General features: G+C 64.4%; 21 protein-coding genes. 5 read left to right on the top strand and 16 right to left on the bottom strand.

All coding sequences use genetic code 11. The features are described from left to right. Positions 1 to 18: 18 nt before the first annotated feature. The 5 genes from MESCI2_RS0120315 to MESCI2_RS0120295 form a co-directional block, all read right to left on the bottom strand. Entirely contained in the window at positions 19 to 966 is a 948-nt protein-coding gene (locus MESCI2_RS0120315; protein ID WP_027038180.1) for a DUF4167 domain-containing protein, read from the bottom strand. Positions 967 to 1,269: 303 nt separating this feature from the next. Continuing rightward, positions 1,270 to 2,142 (bottom strand): peptide chain release factor N(5)-glutamine methyltransferase, encoded by an 873-nt coding sequence (prmC, locus tag MESCI2_RS0120310; protein WP_027038179.1) that lies wholly within the window; start codon positions 2,140 to 2,142, stop codon positions 1,270 to 1,272. Beyond that, positions 2,135 to 3,214 carry a peptide chain release factor 1 gene (gene prfA / locus MESCI2_RS0120305; RefSeq protein WP_027038178.1) on the bottom strand — a complete coding sequence of 360 codons (1,080 nt, stop codon included), beginning with the start codon at positions 3,212 to 3,214 and terminating at the stop codon, positions 2,135 to 2,137. Before prfA ends, prmC begins: the two co-directional genes overlap by 8 nt. Positions 3,215 to 3,224: 10 nt before the next feature. Beyond that, on the bottom strand, positions 3,225 to 5,495 hold the full coding sequence (gene ptsP / locus MESCI2_RS0120300; protein ID WP_027038177.1) for a phosphoenolpyruvate--protein phosphotransferase: 2,271 nt from the start codon (positions 5,493 to 5,495) through the stop codon (positions 3,225 to 3,227). An 83-nt stretch (positions 5,496 to 5,578) separates the two neighbouring features. Beyond that, on the bottom strand, positions 5,579 to 6,832 hold the full coding sequence (locus tag MESCI2_RS0120295) for an aspartate kinase (protein WP_027038176.1): 1,254 nt from the start codon (positions 6,830 to 6,832) through the stop codon (positions 5,579 to 5,581). A gap of 270 nt (positions 6,833 to 7,102) precedes the next feature. On the opposite strand from MESCI2_RS0120295, the gene MESCI2_RS0120290 reads away from it, so the two are divergent. Together MESCI2_RS0120290 and ubiG are read left to right on the top strand one after the other, a co-directional pair. Continuing rightward, complete coding sequence (locus MESCI2_RS0120290; protein WP_027038175.1) at positions 7,103 to 8,944, top strand: CHASE3 domain-containing protein; 1,842 nt, start codon at positions 7,103 to 7,105, stop codon at positions 8,942 to 8,944. Between the two features lie 114 nt (positions 8,945 to 9,058). Beyond that, entirely contained in the window at positions 9,059 to 9,808 is a 750-nt protein-coding gene (gene ubiG / locus MESCI2_RS0120285) for a bifunctional 2-polyprenyl-6-hydroxyphenol methylase/3-demethylubiquinol 3-O-methyltransferase UbiG (RefSeq protein ID WP_023811162.1), read from the top strand. A 2-nt stretch (positions 9,809 to 9,810) separates the two neighbouring features. On the opposite strand, the gene MESCI2_RS0120280 is transcribed toward ubiG, so the two are convergent. Together MESCI2_RS0120280 and MESCI2_RS0120275 are read right to left on the bottom strand one after the other, a co-directional pair. Next, positions 9,811 to 10,329, bottom strand: a complete 519-nt coding sequence (locus tag MESCI2_RS0120280; RefSeq protein ID WP_027038174.1) for a flavin reductase family protein — start codon at positions 10,327 to 10,329, stop codon at positions 9,811 to 9,813. A gap of 119 nt (positions 10,330 to 10,448) precedes the next feature. Further along, positions 10,449 to 11,339: a DMT family transporter gene (locus MESCI2_RS0120275; RefSeq protein ID WP_027038173.1), complete on the bottom strand. Its 891-nt coding sequence runs from the start codon at positions 11,337 to 11,339 to the stop codon at positions 10,449 to 10,451. A 96-nt stretch (positions 11,340 to 11,435) separates the two neighbouring features. Between MESCI2_RS0120275 and MESCI2_RS0120270 the strand changes: the two genes are divergently transcribed. Continuing rightward, positions 11,436 to 11,921, top strand: a complete 486-nt coding sequence (locus MESCI2_RS0120270; RefSeq protein WP_027038172.1) for a MarR family winged helix-turn-helix transcriptional regulator — start codon at positions 11,436 to 11,438, stop codon at positions 11,919 to 11,921. Positions 11,922 to 12,007: 86 nt separating this feature from the next. Here MESCI2_RS0120270 and MESCI2_RS0120265 read toward each other — a convergent pair whose 3' ends face one another. Genes MESCI2_RS0120265 through MESCI2_RS0120250 form a run of 4 tightly spaced genes read right to left on the bottom strand, consistent with a single transcriptional unit; the run spans position 12,008 to position 14,404 of the window. Then, on the bottom strand, positions 12,008 to 12,433 hold the full coding sequence (locus tag MESCI2_RS0120265; protein WP_027038171.1) for a DUF1178 family protein: 426 nt from the start codon (positions 12,431 to 12,433) through the stop codon (positions 12,008 to 12,010). Next, positions 12,430 to 13,296, bottom strand: coding sequence for a carbon-nitrogen hydrolase family protein (locus tag MESCI2_RS0120260; RefSeq protein WP_027038170.1), 867 nt, complete (start codon positions 13,294 to 13,296; stop codon positions 12,430 to 12,432). The genes MESCI2_RS0120265 and MESCI2_RS0120260 overlap by 4 nt, the downstream gene beginning before the upstream one ends. A 10-nt stretch (positions 13,297 to 13,306) precedes the next feature. Then, complete coding sequence (gene grxC, locus MESCI2_RS0120255; protein ID WP_027038169.1) at positions 13,307 to 13,576, bottom strand: glutaredoxin 3; 270 nt, start codon at positions 13,574 to 13,576, stop codon at positions 13,307 to 13,309. A 27-nt stretch (positions 13,577 to 13,603) separates the two neighbouring features. Continuing rightward, positions 13,604 to 14,404, bottom strand: coding sequence for a ComF family protein (locus tag MESCI2_RS0120250; protein WP_027038168.1), 801 nt, complete (start codon positions 14,402 to 14,404; stop codon positions 13,604 to 13,606). A gap of 65 nt (positions 14,405 to 14,469) precedes the next feature. Between MESCI2_RS0120250 and MESCI2_RS0120245 the strand changes: the two genes are divergently transcribed. Then, entirely contained in the window at positions 14,470 to 15,345 is an 876-nt protein-coding gene (locus MESCI2_RS0120245; protein WP_027038167.1) for a methyltransferase domain-containing protein, read from the top strand. A gap of 28 nt (positions 15,346 to 15,373) precedes the next feature. Here MESCI2_RS0120245 and MESCI2_RS0120240 read toward each other — a convergent pair whose 3' ends face one another. The 5 genes from MESCI2_RS0120240 to argJ form a co-directional block, all read right to left on the bottom strand. Further along, positions 15,374 to 15,559 (bottom strand): Flp family type IVb pilin, encoded by a 186-nt coding sequence (locus MESCI2_RS0120240; protein ID WP_027038166.1) that lies wholly within the window; start codon positions 15,557 to 15,559, stop codon positions 15,374 to 15,376. A gap of 109 nt (positions 15,560 to 15,668) precedes the next feature. After that, positions 15,669 to 15,983, bottom strand: a complete 315-nt coding sequence (locus tag MESCI2_RS0120235) for a hypothetical protein (RefSeq protein ID WP_027038165.1) — start codon at positions 15,981 to 15,983, stop codon at positions 15,669 to 15,671. A gap of 129 nt (positions 15,984 to 16,112) precedes the next feature. Beyond that, the gene (locus MESCI2_RS0120230) at positions 16,113 to 16,535 is read right to left on the bottom strand and encodes a (deoxy)nucleoside triphosphate pyrophosphohydrolase (RefSeq protein WP_023811151.1); all 423 of its coding nucleotides are present in this window, start codon (positions 16,533 to 16,535) and stop codon (positions 16,113 to 16,115) included. Continuing rightward, positions 16,528 to 17,280, bottom strand: coding sequence for a GNAT family N-acetyltransferase (locus tag MESCI2_RS0120225; RefSeq protein WP_027038164.1), 753 nt, complete (start codon positions 17,278 to 17,280; stop codon positions 16,528 to 16,530). The genes MESCI2_RS0120230 and MESCI2_RS0120225 overlap by 8 nt, the downstream gene beginning before the upstream one ends. A 29-nt stretch (positions 17,281 to 17,309) precedes the next feature. After that, positions 17,310 to 18,551: a bifunctional glutamate N-acetyltransferase/amino-acid acetyltransferase ArgJ gene (gene argJ / locus MESCI2_RS0120220; protein ID WP_027038163.1), complete on the bottom strand. Its 1,242-nt coding sequence runs from the start codon at positions 18,549 to 18,551 to the stop codon at positions 17,310 to 17,312. A gap of 169 nt (positions 18,552 to 18,720) precedes the next feature. On the opposite strand from argJ, the gene MESCI2_RS0120215 reads away from it, so the two are divergent. Beyond that, complete coding sequence (locus MESCI2_RS0120215; protein ID WP_027038162.1) at positions 18,721 to 19,950, top strand: caspase family protein; 1,230 nt, start codon at positions 18,721 to 18,723, stop codon at positions 19,948 to 19,950. Positions 19,951 to 19,968: the final 18 nt, after the last annotated feature.

The raw sequence follows: 19,968 nt of genomic DNA, 5'->3' as shown, positions 1-19,968 counted from the left end.
CCTTGAAATGCCGTTCGATCAGTTGTCGAGATCGACATTGACCGGTTGGGCGTTGCCGCTGTCGACCGGGGCCGCAGCCACCTCGCCGGCATCGGTCCCGGAATTGGCATTGTCACTGCCGCCATCAACCTGATCGGCGTTGACGCGAGGGCGGCGCGGACGACGCGGACGACGGGCAGCCCCACTTTCGGCGGCCGCCTCGTTGAGTTCGGCCTGGGCGGCAAGACCTGCCGGGGAAAGATTCTCGAACACCGGAGCCGGTTCGGCCGGCGCTACAGATTCGGTCGGCGAAACGGCTTCGCTCTGAATCGGGGACTCGTTGCCTTGGGGCTGACCAGCTTGCTCCATCGGCGAACCAAAGTCGCGCTGGCCGTTCTGGCCATAACCGCCATTGGGGCGACGATCGCGATGGCGCCCGCCATTGTTGTCGCGGCCACCATTGTTGCGCCCGCCATTGTTGTCGCGGGCCTCGCGGCCACCTTCCCGGTTGAGCGCGACCTCGGCCGGCGTACCTTCGATGACCGGCTGCGGGCCGGCACCATGGTTGACCACCGGGATCTGGACGTCGGAAGCGGCGTTGCTGTTGTTGCCGCTATTATCGAAATCGTCGCGGTCCTCATCGCCGTCATCGTCGAAATCATCGCGATTCTGCTGCGCGTTCTGGATCGGCATCTGCGCCTGTGCGGCCGCGATGATGCGATTGTAATGCTCGGCGTGCTGGAGATAGTTCTCCGCCATGACCCGGTCGCCGGAGCTGTGAGAATCGCGGGCAAGGGTGGCGTATTTTTCGGCGATCTGCTGAGCCGAGCCGCGGATCTTCACATCCGGGCCGTTGCTCTCGTAGTTGCGCGTCAGGGGATTAGGCCCCTTGCGGTTGTTGTTGTTATTATTGTTGTTATTGTTCCCACCGCCGCCGCCATTATTGTTGCGACCGCGCATGCGCCTGTTCTGCTGTTGTGGCCTCATCAAACTCTCTTCATTTTGAAATTTTCGAAAAACTCTTCACGAACGGAGGCGCTCATGCAGCCAGCCGTTTCGTCTCTTCACCGGCGTTCGCCCGCATCGATTGCGTTGGCGCCACGTGCCATCCTGTTCCGGTTACATCACTTGCCGGACGATTCCCGCACGAAGCTTGGGCATCGTTTGCGCAAGAAGGCAGCTATTTCCAAGGAAAACCGAATCGCTAAGAGCACTGCCTGCTTCGTCTCATCCGGTTAAGGCGACCCTAGCCGCATTCCCCGGCATTGCCAAGCGCTTTTTTGCACTGCGTCAAGGCTTTATCCTTTCAAAGACAATAACCCTGTCGTTTCCACCGAGGTCACGGAAAGCACCGCCCGGCACGTAGCCGGCTGCAGCGAATATCTCGCAGACCTCGTTGCGTTGCGTATGGCCGATCTCGACCGCAATCCTGCCTTCAGTTTCCAAAAACCTTGCCGCCTCCGCGGCGATGGCTCTGTAGGGGTTCAGACCGTCCGCGCCGCCATCGAGGGCCAGGCGCGGATCGAAATTGCGGACTTCGTCCTGCAGATTTCCAATGTCTTCCGTGCTTATATAGGGCGGGTTTGCGGCGATTACATGGTACCGGCCGAAAACTTTTTCGAACCAGTCCGACTGCAGCGTCGTGAACCGGCCTGCAAGGCCCAGTTGCCTGGCATTACCGGCCGCCGTCGCCAGCGCACCCGCGGACAGATCGACGCCTGTGGCGATCGCCGTCGGCACGGCGCTGAGCAGCGCCAGCGCAATGGCGCCGGTGCCGGTGCCAAGATCGAGGATGCGGCACTCGCCTTCCCGCCCCGCAACGGCCTTGACGAAGGGCAATATCGCCTCGACCAGCGTTTCGGTATCCGGCCGCGGCTCCAGCGTTTCCGGCGACAGCGACAGGCGCAGACCGTAGAATTCACGATAGCCGAGGATGCGGTGTACCGGCTCGCCGCCAGCGCGGCGTCTCAAGGCGGCACCGATTTCGGCAACAACGCCGGCGTCGACCTTGCGTTCGGGCTCCGCGATGGCCTGCGTTCGGGTCGTGCCGGAAAAATGCTCGACGATCAGCCTCGCATCGAGCGCCGGATCGTCGACAGCGGCGGCGGCAAGCCGAGCCTGCGCTTCCCGCAGCAACTGCCCCAGCGTCTCGGGATCAGCCATCGATGCCGATGTCGGCGAGCAACTTGGACTGGTGATCGGCGATCAGCGCGTTGATGATCTCGTCGAGTTCGCCCATCATCACCCGGTCGAGCTTGTAGAGCGTCAAATTGATGCGGTGGTCGGTGACGCGGCCTTGCGGGAAATTGTAGGTCCGGATACGTTCCGAGCGGTCACCGGAACCGACCTGTGACTTGCGCGATTCCGAGCGCTCCTCATCCGCCTTGCCGCGTTCCAGGTCATAGAGCCGGGCCCGCAGGATCTGCATCGCCTTAGCGCGGTTCTGGTGCTGCGACTTTTCCGCCTGCACCACCATGATGCCGGTCGGCAAATGGGTGATGCGGACAGCAGAATCGGTGGTGTTGACGTGCTGGCCGCCCGAACCCGAGGCGCGCATCGTGTCGATGCGGATGTCTTCGGCCCTGATGTCGATGTCGACCTCTTCGGCTTCGGGCAGCACCGCGACGGTTGCCGCCGAGGTGTGGATGCGCCCGCTGGCCTCGGTCGCCGGCACGCGCTGCACGCGGTGCACACCCGATTCGAATTTCAGGTGCGCAAAGACGCCCTTGCCCGACACGGTGGCGATGATTTCCTTGTAGCCGCCGGCATCGCCATCGCTGGCTGAGGCCGTCTCGAAACGCCAGCCGCGTTCGGCAGCGTAGCGCTCATACATGCGAAACAGGTCGCCGGCGAAAAGCGCCGCCTCATCGCCGCCGGTGCCGGCGCGGATTTCGAGAATGGCGTTCTTGTCGTCGGCGGCATCCCTGGGCAACAGCAGGATCTGGATGTCCTTCTGCAGTGCCTCGATGCGATCCTCGACCTCGGGCAGCTCGGCCTCGGCGAGCGCCCGCATCTCGGCATCGGTGCCCTTGTCGGCAAGCATGGCTTCGAGGTCGGCCTGCTCACGCTCGGCCAGGCGCAGTGCCCTGACCTTGGCCACCATGTCCTGGATTTCGGCATATTCGGACGCCATCCGTACATAGGCTTCCGGCGCCGGACCGGCCGACATCTGCGCTTCGAGCATCTCGAAACGCTTGACGACTTGATCCATACGATCGCGGGGCAAATTGACCATGATGAGGCTGCTACAATGGAATCGAACGGTCGTCGGCAAAGGCCTGCAGCAGCGCCCGCATCGGCAAGCCCTGTGCCGGAGCCATCAGATTGTCGTCGAAAAACGCCTTCAACTCGTCCAGCGGCAGTTCCGTCAGCATCGCCTTGACCGGACCGATCGAGGCCGGCGACATCGAGATCGAGCGGAAACCGAGACCGATCAGCGCCATCGCCGAGATCGGCTTGCCGGCGAGTTCGCCGCACAGCGTCACCGGCGTATTGTTGCGGACGCCGGCATCGGCGATCTGCTTGAGCACCCGCAGGAACGGCGCCGACAGCGTGTCGAAGCGGTTTGCCAATTGCGTGTTGCCGCGGTCGACGGCCATGACGAACTGGAACAAGTCATTCGAACCGACCGAGACGAAATCGACCGCCTTCATCAATTCATCGAGCTGGAACAGGAGCGACGGCACTTCCAGCATCGCCCCCAGCTTCAGGCTGGTCGGCAAATGATGGGCAAAGCGCGACAAATGCCGCACTTCGCGGTCGATGATCTCGCGTGCCTGGGCGATCTCGCCAAGCTCGGTCACCATCGGCAGCATCAGCTTCAATTCGCGGCCGCCGCTGGCCTTGAGCAAAGCGCGTATCTGGGTGCGCAGCAGGCCCGGCCGGTCGAGCGTCAGGCGGATCGCCCGCCAGCCAAGCGCGGGGTTCTCTTCCTGGATCGCGCCCTTGAAATAGGGCAGCACCTTGTCGCCGCCAATATCGATGGTGCGGAAGGTGACCGGCTTGCCGCGCGCCGCTTCGAGCACGTCGCGGTAGAGCTTTTCCTGGGCCTCGGCCCGGGGAAATGTCGAGGCGACCATGAATTGAAGTTCGGTGCGGAACAGGCCGATGCCGGCCGCACCCGCCTCGGCAAGCTGCGGCAGGTCGACGGCAAGACCGGCATTCATCAACAGATCGACCTGGACCCCGTCCCTGGTCGTCGATGGCTTCTTGCGCAGCTCGCGATAGACCTCTTGCCGACGCGCCCTGAAACGCACTTTTTCGGCATAGGCGGCTTCGAGGTCGGGCTGCGGCCGCAAATGGATCACGCCCTCTTCGCCGTCGACGATGATGGCATCGCCGTTTTCCGCCATGGAAACGGCGCCCTTCATCTGCCCGGCGACAGGAATGCCCATGGCACGCGCGACGATGACGACGTGACTGGTCGCGGCACCATCCTCGAGCACCAGCCCGCGCATCTTGTCCCTGGGATAGTCGAGCAGCTCGGCGGCGCCCATCGAACGGGCGACGATGATGGCGTCCTTTGGCAGCGATGCGGCGACATCCTCCGGCCCGCGCCCCATCAGCTGGCGCAGCAGGCGGTTGGCGAGGTCGTCGAAATCACTCATCCGCTCGCGCAGATAGGGATCGGTCATGTGCAGCATGCGGGCGCGCATGTCGCTCTGCACCTTTTCCACCGCGGCTTCCGCCGTCAGGCCGTTGCGGATGGCCTCTTCCAGCCGGCGCACCCAGCCGCGATCGTTGGCGAACATGCGATAGGCTTCCAGCACCTGGCGATGCTCGCCCTCGAAGGCGACGTCGCGGCGTTCCAGCATGTCGTCGATGGACAGCCTGAGCGAGCTGAGTGAGGTCTCCAGCCGGCGGACCTCTTCCTCGCTGTCTTCGTTGAACAGATTGGTGACGACGATGCGCGGCTCGTGCAGCACGACATGGCCGAGCCCGACGCCTTCATTGAAGGACAGGCCGGTGAAGCTGACAGGACGGCGCAGATCGAGTTCAAGGCCGGGCCGGGTCAGCCGCGCCAGATCGCCGGTGGCGATCATCTCGGCGATCACCATCGCCGTAGTTTCCAGCGCCTCGACCTCGTCGTCGCGGTAGTGGCGCATGGTCTTGTTCTGCACCACAAGCACGCCCAGCGTGCGCCCTGCCCGCAGCACCGGCACGCCGAGGAACGAGTTGTAGATCTCTTCCCCGGTCTCCGGCAGATAGGCAAAGGCAGGGTGTTCCTGCGCATTGGACAGGTTGAGCGGCCGCGCGCTGGCGGCGATGGTGCCGACCAGGCCTTGGCCCAGCCGCAACTGCGCCAAATGGACGGCGTTCGGGTTCAGACCTTCGGTGGCGTAGAGTTCGAGCACCGAATCGGCGCGCAGCACATAGAGCGAGCAGACTTCCGCGACCATGTTGGAGGCGATGTCGCGCACAATCCGGTCAAGCCGCTCCTGCGGCTCCAGCGGCTCCTGCATGAGCTCGCGGAGCCGTTTGAGCAAAACGCGCGGGCCACTGGCCTGATCACGCATCGCGGCTTCTTCTCCAATGGGCATTCTGCCCGCCGCAGTTTCCACCGCGACCGGCGCACACGCAACAACTCAAATCGTTCTCGCTACTGCTTATCCAGACCGTAGACGGAATGCAAAGTACGAACCGCAAGTTCCGTATACGGACCGTCGATCAGGATCGAAATCTTGATCTCGGAGGTCGTGATGGCGCGGATGTTGATCGATTTGTCGGCCAGCGCCTTGAAAGCGGTGGCGGCGACGCCGGCATGGCTCCTCATGCCGATGCCGATGACCGAAACCTTCGACATGCCGGCTTCCGACTGCACGACATCGTAGCCGATCTCGGCTTTCAGCCGTTCAAGCACGGCCAGCGCCTTGTCGACATCACCCGACGGCACGGTGAAGGTCATGTCGGTGAACTTGCCGTCCTCGGAAATGTTCTGGACGATCATGTCGACATTGATGTTGGCCTCGGCCAGCGGCCCGAAGATGCCGGCGGCAACGCCCGGCCGGTCGCCGACCCGGCGCAGCGAAATCTGCGCTTCATCCTTGGCGTAGGCAATTCCGGTGACGACCTGCTGTTCCACGATCTCTTCCTCGTCGCAAATGAGCGTTCCGGGCGGATTGAGCAAATCCCCCATTCCGGGCGCGTCGGGATCGTCGAAGGACGACCGCACGAAGGTACGCACCCTGTGCACCATGGCAAGCTCGACCGAACGCACCTGCAGAACCTTGGCGCCGAGCGAGGCCATTTCAAGCATTTCCTCGAACGAGATCTTGGCCAGCCGCCGCGCCTTGGGCTCGATGCGCGGATCGGTGGTGTAGACCCCGTCGACGTCGGTATAGATGTCGCAGCGATCGGCCTTGACCGCCGCGGCGATGGCAACCGCACTGGTGTCGGAGCCGCCGCGGCCGAGCGTGGCGATACGATTGTCCGGGCCGATGCCCTGGAACCCGGCGATCACCGCCACCTGGCCCTCGCCGAAGCGCTTGACCAGGAACGCGCCGTCGATGTCGAGGATGCGCGCCGCTCCATGCGCATTGTCGGTCTTGATCGGGATCTGCCAACCCTGCCAGGAGCGGGCATGCACGCCCATGTTCTGCAAGGTGATGGCCAGAAGGCCGGCCGTGACCTGCTCGCCGGAAGCGACGACCGCATCATATTCGCGTGCGTCATGCATCGGCGAGGCCTCACGCGTCCAGCCGACCAGTTCATTGGTTTTCCCGGCCATCGCAGAAACGACCACCGCCACCTCATGGCCGGCGTCGACCTCGCGTTTGACGTGACGCGCCACGTTGCGGATGCGGGCGATGTCGGCGACCGAGGTTCCGCCGAATTTCATCACGATGCGCGCCATGGGAGCGAAATGCCTTTGCCTGAAGCCGGATCCCGGCCAAAAGCCGGAATCCCGAAAAGCGGAAGGCCGGCTGACGCCGGCCGCTGAATGCGCGGCCTCCTTAGCCAAATGATGAAGGTTTCGCAAGGCTGGCGGCCGATTGCCGGCTCCGGAAGCCGGCATATTGCCTTCCGCCCCGCCGCCGCCTACGAAATGCTGCCTACGGGGAATTCTTTTGGTTCGGCATAACATTCGGCATAACAGATGATGATTGCTCGTCTTCGACGTGCCATGCGATGGCAATCGCTCCCGCTTGTCGCCGGCTTTGCCGTGCTGGCGCTGATTGTCGGCAGCCGTGCCATGCTGGTCGAGGAACAGCGGGCCAACCGCGCCGCCGCGCGCGAGGCAATCGAATATCAGCAATTGCTTTCGGGTCTGCTTTCTCTGGCGCAGGAAGCCGAGAGCGGCCAGCGGGGCTATCTGCTGACCGGCGAGAAATCCTATCTCGAACCCTATCGGAGCGCTGTCGGCGCCATTCCGGGCCAACTTGCCCGCATCGACAGCTTGACCGCCCCCGACGACCAGCTCGTCCAGCCGATCAACCATATCAAGGACGCGCTTTCGCAAAAGCAGGCTGAACTGGCCGAGACGATTGCCCTTTACGACCAGGGCAATGCGACGAAAGCGCTGGATCTGATTCGCAGCGGCCAGGGCAAGGCCGTGATGGACGAAATCCGGACCAGCATGGATACGGTCCGACGCATCAGCGCCGCAGCCGTCGCCGCGCGCGACGCGCATACCGACCAGGTCGAGGCCTGGCTACGTATCGGTTCGCTGGCGGCGCTGCTGGCGATCTTCCTGCTTGCCGGCTACGCGATCGGGGAATCGCGCCGCCGCTTCCGTGAGGTTGCCGTTGCCCAGGATGAGTTGGTGCGCAAGAACGTGGCGCTGGGCAATGAGATCGAGACACGTGAAAAGGCCGAATCCCAGATCCGCCAGATGCACAAGATGGAGGCGGTCGGCCAGCTTACAGGTGGCATCGCCCACGACTTCAACAACATGCTGGCGGTGATCATCAGCGCCATGAATCTCGCCCAGCGCAAGCTGGCGCGCGGCGAGCACGACATCGCACAATTCATCGACGCGGCGATCGATGCCGCGACCCGTGCCGCCAATCTGACGGCCCGGCTGCTCGCCTTCTCGCGCCAGCAGCCGCTGGCGCCGCAGATCGTCGACGCCAACCGTCTGCTGACCGGCATGTCCGACCTGATCCGTCGGGCACTCGGCGAAACCATCCGCATCGAAACGGTGCTGGCGGGCGGCTTGTGGAAAACCCATGCCGACCCGAGCCAGATCGAGAACGCCGTTCTCAACCTGGCCGTCAACGCGCGCGACGCCATGGGCGATGATGGCAAGCTGACCATCGAGACCGCCAACAGCCATCTCGATGAGAGCTACGCCGCCGCCCATGCCGAAGTCGCGGCCGGCCAGTATGTGATGATCGCCGTCAGCGATACCGGTTCGGGCATGACCCCCGATGTCATGGCCAAGGCATTCGAACCCTTCTTCACCACCAAGCCGGTCAACAAGGGCACCGGCCTGGGGTTGAGCCAGGTGTTCGGCTTCGTCAAACAGTCGGGCGGCCACGTCAACATCTATTCCGAACCCGGCGAAGGCACGACGATCAAAATCTACTTGCCGCGGTATTTCGGCGCCGAAGAGCCGGCCCTGCCCGCCGGGCGAGGCAACAGCCCCGCCGCACCGGTCGCCGAAACGATCCTTGTCGTCGAGGATGATGCCCGCGTGCGGGTCTCCACCACCGAGGCCATACGCGAACTCGGATACACCGTCATTCATGCCGCGAGTGGCGAGGAAGCGTTGCAGAAACTGGCAGAGAGCCCTAACGTCGCCCTTCTGTTCACCGACATCGTCATGCCCGTCATGAACGGCCGCAAGCTGGCGGAAGAGGCCGTTGCCCGCATGCCGCAACTGAAGGTGATCTTCACCACCGGCTTCACCAGGAACGCCGTGGTCCACAACGGCGTGCTCGACCACGACGTGCATTTCCTCGCCAAGCCCTTCACCATCGAGCAACTGGGGGCGAAACTGCGTGACGTGCTGGACACGAAGTAGGTCGGCCGCGCTGCCAGCCCGGCCGGTCTGTCAGCCCCTTTGGCAGCATCGAAAATTGCTGCCTTGACATTCGCGGCCTCACGCCCGACTTCCTAGCGTTCGAGGAGACCAACCATGCCAGAGCCCCGACGATCGACGATCGATGCCGGAGAAGTGGAACGCTTTTCCGCCCTTGCCGCCGAATGGTGGAACCCGAACGGCAAGTTCCGCCCCCTGCACAAATTCAATCCGGTCCGGCTGGCCTATATCCGCGACCAGATAGCGACGCGCTTCGGCCGTGACCCGCGCGCTGCAAGGCCTTTCGAGGGCCTGCGCATCCTCGACATCGGCTGTGGTGGCGGACTTCTGTGCGAGCCGATGGCGCGGCTTGGCGCCGAGGTTGTGGGCGCGGATGCCTCCGAAACCAACATCGAAGTGGCCAAGCTGCACGCTGCCGAGGGCAATGTCAGCGTCGACTATCGCGCCACGACGGCCGAGGACCTTGCCGATGCCGGCGAAAAATTCGACGTCATCCTCAACATGGAAGTGGTCGAGCATGTCGCCGACATCGACCTGTTCGTCGCCAAATGCGGCGAGATGGTCCGGCCCGGCGGCATCATGTTCGTGGCCACCATCAACCGCACGCTGAAGGCGCTGGGCTTGGCCATCATCGGCGCCGAATATGTGCTGCGCTGGCTGCCGCGCGGCACCCACCAGTTCGGCAAGCTGGTGCGTCCGGAAGAGCTCGAAAAGGCGCTTGGCGGCGCCGGCCTGACCATCATCGACCGCACCGGCGTCACCTACAACCCGCTGGCCGACCGCTGGGCGCGGTCGAAGGACATGGACGTCAACTACATGGTCCTGGCGGAAAAAGGCTCGGTCTGATCTCATTCAGAATTCAGCGGCCTGTAGCCGCCGCGCCAGTAGATCAGCGCCTGGCCGGCATCGGACGTGCGCACGGCCTCGACCGAACCGATGACGATGGAATGCGTGCCGCGATCGATCATCTCGTCGAGGCTGCAGTCGAATGCGGCCACCGCATCCGAAAGCAGTAAAGCTCCGGTCTTGAGCGTCATCCATTCGGCGCCCTCATAGCGGTCCTTGCCCTTGATGCCGCCAAAACCGGAGAACCGCTCGGCCACCTTTTGATGCTGGGGGCCAAGCGAATTGACGCCGAAATGCCGGTAGCGTTCGATCACCGGCCAGGTCGAGGACGACCTGTTGACGCAGGCGATCACCTTCGGCGGCTCGGCCGACAGCGAGACGACCGAAATGACCACCAGGCCGGAGCGATCCTCGCCGGTGCCGGCGGTGATGACGCTGACATTGCCGACGATCAGCCGCATCGCGGCGCGAAAATCAGCTACATCGACGGCAGTCCCTACGGATGTCTTCGGTTCGTTCATGGCATGCTCCAGAGCACTCGGAAAAGATCACGCTCAAACAGGAAGATAAAGCAGATCTGGATACAAATTCAGGTGAAATCGGCTCCAGTCGCGAAGGCAGTTCGGATCCCTGCGGCCGCTCACGCCTTCCGGCTTTGTGCCTTGGTGGTGATGAACACGCCGGCGGTGATGATGAGCGCGCCTGCCCAGGTCAGCAGCTGATAGTGCTCGCCGAGAAAGATGGTGCCGGCAAACAGGCCGACGGCCGCCGCCACATAACCGATCTGGCTGAGATAGACCGGACCGCCAACCGCCTGCAGCCTGAAGAAGAAGGCGAACATCGCCGACGCCGACGCGACCTGCGCGACGACCACCAGCGGCACGCCGCCGAGTGGCACGAAAGCCTTGCCGCCGAACAGGAGAAAAATGCCGGCAAGCAGCATCGCCGCTGACGCCAGATGGCTGCCGACGGCAAGCTCGATCGGGCCGGTGCCGTCCGGCCAGTCGACCGTGCGATAGATGTTGCCGGCGGCAAGGCTGACCGGGATGAGCAACCCCATCGCCACCCAGAACAGATCGGCCGGCTGGCCGGCCTCGCCGCGCGTCACCGCGACCATGACGGCGCCGACGAAGCCGACGGCGATGCCGACAATGCCCAGCATGTTGGGGCGCCGGACACGCAGCAGGATCGAGAACACCAGCGTGATGACCGGCGACAGCGTGAACATGATGCCGGTGTAGCCGGCGCCCAGATGCGGGATGGCCGAGAACATCAGGAGGTTGGGGACGGCATAGGACACCGCGGCGGTGACGAAGAAATAGCGGAATTTGTGCGCGGTGAGCCGGACCCGCTGGCCGCGAGCCAGGAGCACGCACAGCAAGACGCCGCCGGCGCCGAGCGAGATGACGAAGGCCCAGACCATGGCCGGCACGCCGGCAGCCGTGGCGAGCTTGCCGAACGGCAGCGTCAGGCCGAGCAGGCCGCCGGTGACGACCAGCAGTCCGAGCGCCGAATCCCAGAGAAGTTTCATTGACCGAATCCTGTAGCGCGGCGCTTGGCCGGCATTGCATGGTACGATAAGATAATGGAAAGATTCTTAACGTCAAGATATATGATGGTGAGACAGTTGGACAGGGCAGCACGGGCGATCGAGCAATGGAAGCGGGAGCGGCCCGATCTGGATGTCTCGCCGATGGGTGTGCTCGGGCGGCTGAACGAGGCCGCCTCGCTGATCGCCCGCGAGCGCCTGGCGCCGTTGTTTGCCCGTTATGGATTGCAGTCCGGGGAATTCGACGTGCTGGCCACGCTGCGCCGTTCAGGCTCTCCCTACGCGCTGACGCCAACCGCCCTCTATGAAGCGACGATGGTGACGTCAGGCGCCATGACCAACAGGCTCGACCGGCTCGAGACGTCCGGATTGATCCTGCGCGAGCCGCATCCCAACGATAGGCGCGGCATTGTCGTGAGGCTGACCGACAAGGGCCTGGCCTTGATCGATGCGGCCGTTACCGCCCACGTGACCAACGAGCATGAGATTCTCGCGGGCCTTACACAGGCGGAACGGGAAACACTCTCGCGTCTGCTAGAAAAGCTGATCGGGAGCGTGAGCTAATTTCTGTTGCGATCCTTCGCGCCCGCCCTGTCCCGCCAACGTCAACCGACCCCACACCGCGACGGCCGCTTTCCGTCGCCTTGCGCTCAGTTGCGATCGTCCGGGAACACCGGGATCGGCATGAACTCGACGCCGTCCTCGGCCAGGCTCTTGGCCTCGTCCAGCGTCGCCTCGCCATAGATGCCGCGCGGGTCGCTCTCGCCGAAATGGATCTTTCGCGCTTCCTCGGCGAACTTGTCGCCGACATAGTCGGCATTCTCGCGCACCTTCTCGGCCATCGCCTTTAACTGCGCCAAAGCCTGCTTCTGCGCCTCGCCCATGGCCAGCGCTATGGTTTCCTGCTTGCGCGCCGTGGAGACAGCCGGCGCCATCAGCGCTTTCTGCACCTTGTGCGAACCGCAGCTCGGGCAGTCGACAAAGCCGCGCTTCTTCTGGGTGTCGAAATCGTCGTTGCTGCGGAACCAGCCTTCGAATTCGTGCTCGTGCTCGCAGATCAGGGCAAAACGGATCAAGAGGCTGCACCCCTGAGCCGCGGCAACTCGCCCAAGCCGGCATTGACGGCAAAATCCCGCGCATTTTTGAGGTTGGGGATCTTCTTGCGCGCGGCAAGCGACTGCGCCGGGTCGATCTCGGCGACGATCACCGCCGGCTCGTCATGCGCGGCTTCCGCGATGATACGGCCCCACGGATCGACGATCAGCGAATGACCGTAGGTCTCGCGGCCATCTTCGTGCAAGCCGCCCTGCGCGGCGGCGACGACATAGGCGCCGTTCTCGATGGCGCGGGCCCTGAGCAGCACGTGCCAGTGCGCCTCGCCGGTCTGGCGGGTGAAGGCGGCAGGTACGGAAAGCAGGTCGGCACCGGCCAGTGCCTCGGCGCGGAAGAGTTGCGGAAAGCGCAGATCGTAGCAAACGGCGAAGCCGAGCTTTGCACCCTCGATCTCGGTGACGACGGCCTCGGTGCCCGGTTCGTAGGCGGCGGATTCACGCCAGCTCTCGCCATTGTCGAGATCGACGTCGAACATGTGGATCTTGTCGTAGGTGGCGAGCGCAGCACCATCCGGCCCGAACAGCAGCGCCCGGTTGGCGAGCTTGCCGTCGGCGCGCAAAATCGCGGTCGAGCCGATATGCAGGAACATGCCGAGCTCCCTGGCCAGCCTGCGCGCGGTCGCGACGACGATGTCCTTGTCCTCCGACGTGAACGATGCGGCGCGAACTTCCTTGTCGCGGATCAGCGCGCCGGTCATTTCCGGCGTCTGGATGTAGGTGGCACCTAGGCTGGCTGCTTCACGCACCAGCCGTTCGAGATCGACGGCGTTGCGCTCGGGGCTCTCGCCTGAACGCATCTGGATCGCAGCGGCTTTGAAAACACCCATCGTCATTCCCTCAATTCGTCGCGCCGTTGGCGAGCAGTTTGTCCAGCCGCCCTGCGGCCTCCAGCTCGTGGAGGTCGTCACAGCCGCCGACATGCGTATCGCCGATGAAAATCTGCGGAAAGGTCGTGCGGCCATGCGCCCGGGAGATCATCTCCTGGCGCAGTTCCGGCGAGAAGGAGGCATCGTGCTCGGTAAAGGCTATGCCCTTGCCCTCGAGCAGCCGCTTGGCTGCCGTGCAATAGCCGCACATCATGCGGGTGTAGATGGTGACATCGGCCATGACGAATTTCCGCTGTTCGTTGCCGACTTATATAGTCGCGGACTCGTCGGCCCGAAAGTCCCCCGGCAACACACGGGCAAAGGTCAGCACGTCGACGGCGGCCGCTCCTCCCCTTTTCAGCGCCTTGGTGGCGGAACGCACCGTGGCGCCGGTGGTGTAGACATCATCGATCAGCAGCACCCTGCGGCCGGCAATCTCGATTTCCGCCTCGGCGGGCACTCGAAAGGCCGCCTGCACATTTTCCTCGCGTTCCCCGCGCTCCAGCCCGACCTGCTGGCGTGTGAGTTTCACACGCCGCACCGCCGAGGGGGCGAAGGGCAATTCGCTGAGCGCCGAGACCGCCCTTGCCAGTTCCGCCGATTGGTTGAAGCGTCGCCTGAAGAAGCGCCGCCAATGCAGCGGCACCGGCACCACCACGTCCGCCTCGGCGATGAGATCGGCACCCGCGCGCACCATCCAGCGCGCCATCCATGGCGCGAGATCCGTGCGATCCTGGTATTTCAGCCCCTGCACCATCTGGCGGGCGACGCCGGAATAGGCGACGGCCGCCCGCGCCCGCTCGAAAGGCGGCGGATCGGCGATTGCCTCGGCCGACAGAAAGCCCTCGCCCATATGGTGGGTGAAGGGCGTGCCCATCACCGGACACCATGGCCGTTCCAGCAGCCTGAGCTTCGGCCAACAGGCGCCGCACAGCACGCCGGGCTGCGAGACATGCCGCCGGCAACCAGCGCAGACCGGCGGAAACAGGATGCGCGCCGGCAAGCCGACAACCGACCGGGCCAGGTTCATGATCTCGATGGACTTGATCTTGGGCATCGGATCGGCCACGTGGTTGCTCCTGCGCGCCACTATATCAACGATCCCGGAGCGTGGACAAACAAAGGATCTGCCCGTTGCAGCCGATAATGGATACCTCTCTGTGGCTGGCGCACAAGCGGCGCGCGCTTGCCCATCCGGTCGACGGTGCGGACTTCCTGATGCGCCGCACGGCCGAGGATCTTGCCGACCGGCTGGGCGCCGTCGAGCGCAGGTTCGGCAAGGCGGCTGTGCTGTTTTGCCAGACGCCGGCGGCGGCTGAGACGCTCGCCGAAAGCGGCAAGGTCGCCGACATCTCCCGCGTCGAGGCGGACACGGCTTTCCTCAGCGGTGGCGATGCCGGCTTGATCGCACCGCTCGAAACCGTGCCGTTCGAAGCGGAAAGCCTCGATCTGGCGGTGTCGCTTCTGTCGCTGCAGGCGATGAACGACATTCCCGGCATGCTGATCCAGATCCGCCGTGCGTTGCGGCCGGACGGGCTTTTCCTCGGCGCCTTTGCCGGCGCCGGCACGCTTTTCGAATTGCGCGAAAGCCTGCTTGCGGCCGAGACCGAGCTTTACGGCGGCGCCAGCCCGCGTGTCACACCGTTCACCGATGTGCGCGATGCCGGTGCGCTGCTGCAGCGCGCCGGTCTCGCTCTGCCGGTCGCCGACGTCGAGACGGTGACGGTGCGCTATGCCAGCCTGTTCAACCTGATGGCGGATCTGCGGGCCATGGGCGAAACCAATGCGCTCACCGATCGCAGCCGGCGGCCGGGCTCGCGCAAGCTGTTTGCCCGTGCGGCGGAAATCTACGCCGAGCGATTTTCCGACCCCGACGGCCGCGTGAGGGCAAGCTTCTCGATTGTCTGGATGTCCGGCTGGGCGCCCGACGCATCGCAGCAAAAACCGCTGAAGCCAGGGTCGGCCAAGGTCTCGCTGAAAGCAATCCTGGAGGCGCCCGACGGGCAATGATCCTGCCCGCAGGCGCGGAAAAGTCGGATCAGGGAGTGGGTGCGAAAGCGTTCGCAAGCTTGCTGTTGTTGTCGCTGAACAGCCAGGTGAGCGAGTCGGCAAACTGACCAACGCCGGTGATGATCCCCAACGCCACCAAGGTCGCGATCAGTCCATATTCGATGGCTGTCGCGCCGGTCTCGTCCTTCAGAAAATCCAACAGTATTGTCTGCATGACCTCGACCCCTCTCGCCAGGAGACTACCGCCGATCTGTTAAGAAAGGTTAACGGCAAAGGCTTAACAGGCGGTGAAACCGCCGCCTTTGCGAAATCTCTTAACCATGTCAGCAGTCGCCGCTGCTCCTGCCATTGGCCCTGATGATGCAGACCGAACTCGGCTGCGGCTGCAGCACGCTGCGGCGCAGCGTGTAGGTTTCGCGATGGCCGATCGAGCCTGTGGTCGCCATATCGAGCCCGCCGAAACCATCGCGGGCCGACAGCGAGCGTGTCTGGCTGTCGAGGAAAGGGGTTGCGATCAGCGCCAGCGCCACCGCGGCCGAACCGAACAGCAGCGTGATGCGCAATATGCCCATGCCCGCATCGGCGGCGCGAAAGCCGCGCTCGGGCCGGATCGAGTCCCAATCCCTGTCTAGGTTCATGCTATCGCTCCCCGGCAAATCGACGGCTCGGCCGCGAACGGCCATGCTTCAATTTTTCACGACGAGATAAATCTTCCATTAACGCTGGCTGATACAACGCCTCGGCCGGGAATCGGCCGGACGGGAGCCTCAGAGCAGATCGATGAGGAATGGGATCAGCGGCGCATCGGCCGGTGGCATCGGATAGTCGCGCATCTGCTTCGGCCGCACCCATTTCAGCGTCTGCCCTTCCCTGGGCTGCGCGATGCCGCGAAAGCGGCGGCAGACGAACAGCGGCATCAGCAGGTGGAAATCGTCGTAGGAATGACTGGCGAAAGTGAGCGGCGCCAGGCACGGGATGTCGGTTTCGATGCCGATTTCCTCATGCAGTTCGCGAATGATGCATTGTTCGGGCGTCTCGCCCGGCTCGACCTTGCCGCCGGGGAACTCCCACAGCCCGGCAAGTTGCTTGCCCTGAGGCCGCTGCGCCAGAAGCACCCGGCCATCGGCATCGACCAGCGCGCAGGCGGCGACCAGCAGCAGGCGTTTGCCGGCGGTCACGACGTCATTCATGACCCGGCGGCCGACGGTAGTGGTAGCGATAGACTTCCTCGAAGCCGAGCGAATGGTAGAGCGCTAGCGCCGGCACATTGTTGGCCTCGACCTGCAGCCAGGCTTCCCGTGCGCCCCGCAGCCGTGCCCATTTCAGTGCCGACAGGATCAGGTTGCGGCCGTGGCCCTTGTTGCGTGCCGACTTGTCGGTGGCGACCTCGAACAGGCCGGCGAGATCGCCGTCGTGCACGCAGATCAGCGTCGCCAGCGGCTCCGCTCCATCTTCGAGCGCGAACAGTCCGGCCTCGGGCTGGATGGCGCCGATGATCTCCGACAGGCCAGGCCGCAGCGAAACGTCCGAACCGCTGACCTTGAGCGACGCGCCGATAAAGCGGCTGATGTCCTTTAGCGGAATCTGGTCCATGGCGTCGTCGAGCTGCGCGTCGGCCAGCGGCAACCGCATGACCAGCGACTCGTCGAAGCGGCTCCAGCCCTCGCGGTCGAGATGGCCGGCGAGATCGGGACCAGACAACGGCGACATGCGGAACGTCAGCGGCCTGCCATAAGCATCGAAACGGCGGCTGGCCCGGCCGATACGGTCGGCCATGTGCATGATATCGCCGGGATCGAGCGGATTGACCGAGTTCAGCCGCTTGGCCGGGTGGCCGGCGGTCAGCCGCACCACCCAGGTGCCGTCATAGTGGACGGCGGCCGCCGGCCAGGCGCGAAAGCCGGCCGCCTCGTAGCGGCGTACGATCGCCAGCATGCTTGCCGGATGCCTGGAGCTCAAAACCATCAGCTCCGGTAATCGCCATTGATGACGACATATTCCTTGGTGAGATCGCAGGTCCACACCGTCGCCTTGCCGCGGCCGATGCCGATATCGGCGCGGATGCGGATGTCGTCGCGCTTCATGTAGGCCGACGTCGCGGCCTCGGAATAGCCGGGATCGCGCTCGCCTTCGTGCGCCAGCCTGTTGTCGCCGAACCAGATCGACAGCCGGTCGCGATCAGCGGGTTCGCCGGCCTTGCCGACGGCCATGACGACGCGGCCCCAATTGGCGTCCTCGCCGGCAACCGCCGTCTTGACCAGCGGCGAATTGGCGATCGACAGCGCGATGCGCTTGGCCGACCGCGCCGATTTGGCGCCGGTGACGGTGACTTCGACCTGCTTGCGGGCGCCCTCGCCGTCGCGCACCACCTGCAGCGCCAGCGATTTCAGCACCTTGCCGAGCGCCCGGCGGAACGCGCCAAGGCGGGCATCCTTGGGATCGGTTATGTCAGGCGCGCCGCGCCTGGCGGCCTTGCCGGTGGCGAAGATCAGCAGCGTGTCGCTGGTCGAGGTGTCGCTGTCGACGGTGACCGCGTTGAAAGTCTTGGCCGTGCCGCGCGACAACAGATCCTGCAGGACAGGGGCGGCGATCGGCGCGTCGGTGGCGATGAAGGAGAGCATCGTCGCCATGTCGGGCGCAATCATGCCGGCGCCCTTGGAAATGCCGTTGATGGTGACATCGGTGTCGCCGAGCTTGACGGTCGCGGTCGCCACTTTCGGATAAGTATCCGTGGTCATGATCGCCTTTGCCGCTTCGGTCCACAGCCCGGGCTTGCCGTTGCTGACCAGCCCGGCGAGCAGATGGCTGAATTTGCCGGTGTCGAGCGGCTCGCCGATGACGCCGGTCGAGGCCAGGAAAACCTCCGCTGCCGTGCAGCCGGCCGCCTTCGCCGCCGCCTCGCCGGTCAGCGCGGTCGACTCGCGGCCTTTCTTGCCGGTGAAGGCGTTGGCGTTGCCGGAATTGACGACCAGCACCCGCGCCTTGCCTGCGCCGAGATTCTGCCGGCAGAAGTCGACCGGCGCCGAGGGGCATTTCGATTTCGTGAACACGCCGGCGACCGCGGTGCCTTCATCGAAGATCATGGTCAGCAGATCGGTGCGGCCCTTGTACTTTATCCCTGCCTCAGCGGTGGCGATGCGCACCCCCTCGATTTCTGGCATTTTCGGGTATTTCTTCGGCGCAAGCGGCGAAATCGTCGTGGACATGGAGGCCTCGGGCGGGAAAATCGCAAGGGAAGGCCGGTTTGCCCGATAGACCGCGCCGGCGCAAGGGCGTTTTCGTCGCTCCTGTCCGGGAGCTCGAGCTCGCCCGGGGTTAAGCCTGCATCTCAAATCCGTTGGCCCGGCGGGGCCGATGGCGTTATGATCCTGGCCCATGGGCAGGCTTGCGATCCTCGCATGGGCATTTCTGGGACTTTTGCTGCTGAGCGCGGATGCGCAGCCGCAACGGCGGGTCGCGCTTGTCATCGGCAACGGCACTTACGCCGAAGCCGGCACGCTGGCCAATCCTGTCAACGACGCGCTCGACATCGCCGACAAGCTGCGCTCCATCGGCTTCGAGGTCATCGAGGGCAATGATCTCGGCAAGCGCGAACTCGAACGCAGCATCGGCGCGTTTTCCGATGCGCTCCAGGGCGCCGGCGTCGGGCTTTTCTACTATGCCGGCCACGGCCTGCAGGTCGACGGGCGCAACTACATCGTGCCGGTCGACGCCAGGCTGGACGTACCGGTCAAGCTGCAGCTCGAGGCGGTGCCGATCGACGAAGTCCTCGACATCATGGAACAGCAGACCAAGGTCAGCCTGGTGTTTCTCGATGCCTGCCGCAACAACCCGTTTGCGCGCAGCTTGAGCCGCACCGCCACCACGCGCTCGGCGACGGCGCTGGCCGGGCTGGCGCAGTTCGATTCGACGCGCGGCTCGTTCATCGCCTTCTCGACGGCACCTGGCGCTGTCGCCATGGACGGAAGCGGACGCAACTCGCCCTTCGCCGCCGCCCTGCTGCGCCACATCGCCGAGCCCGGCCAGAGCATCAACGACATGATGATCGCGGTGCGCCGCGACGTGGTTTCGCAAACCCGCGAAACCCAGCGCCCCTGGGAGCAAGGCTCGCTGCTCGAACGCTTCGAATTCGTCTCGGACGGACAACCCGCAGAGCCACAAAGGCCGGCCGCGACGCCGGCGCCTTCGACGGAAGTCGCCACGCTCGAGCGCTCGGTGGGCGACGACAACGCATCGATCGAGAAATTCCTGCGCCGGGACTATCTGACGCCGGACACCAAGGCGATGGGCGAGGCCGTCAAGCGGCTCTACAGCTCATCGGCCACCATTTTCGGCACAAGCTACGACGCCGATGCCATCGTCAAAGTGAAGACCGACTGGTTCGCGCAATGGGCCTCCTGGTCGCTTGGCCTGGAGCCCGGTAGCCTGAAGGTCACTCCACAGGGCGAGGACCGCGCCGAGGCCGTCTTTGCGATGCGCTACGACTATCTTCCAAAGGACAAGTCGGCGGCACGCCTGACCGGCAAGGCGCGCGTCACACTTGGGCTGCTCAAGGCCGGCGGCGGCTGGCGCATCGAGTCCGAGACATCGCAAGCGATGCAATGATGAGCTGATCGGCGCACG

Source organism: Mesorhizobium ciceri WSM4083 (assembly GCF_000519305.1).
Taxonomy (GTDB): Bacteria; Pseudomonadota; Alphaproteobacteria; order Rhizobiales; family Rhizobiaceae; genus Mesorhizobium; species Mesorhizobium ciceri_B.
Note: the sequence above shows the minus strand (reverse complement) of the source record. Positions and strands in the feature narration are given on the sequence as shown.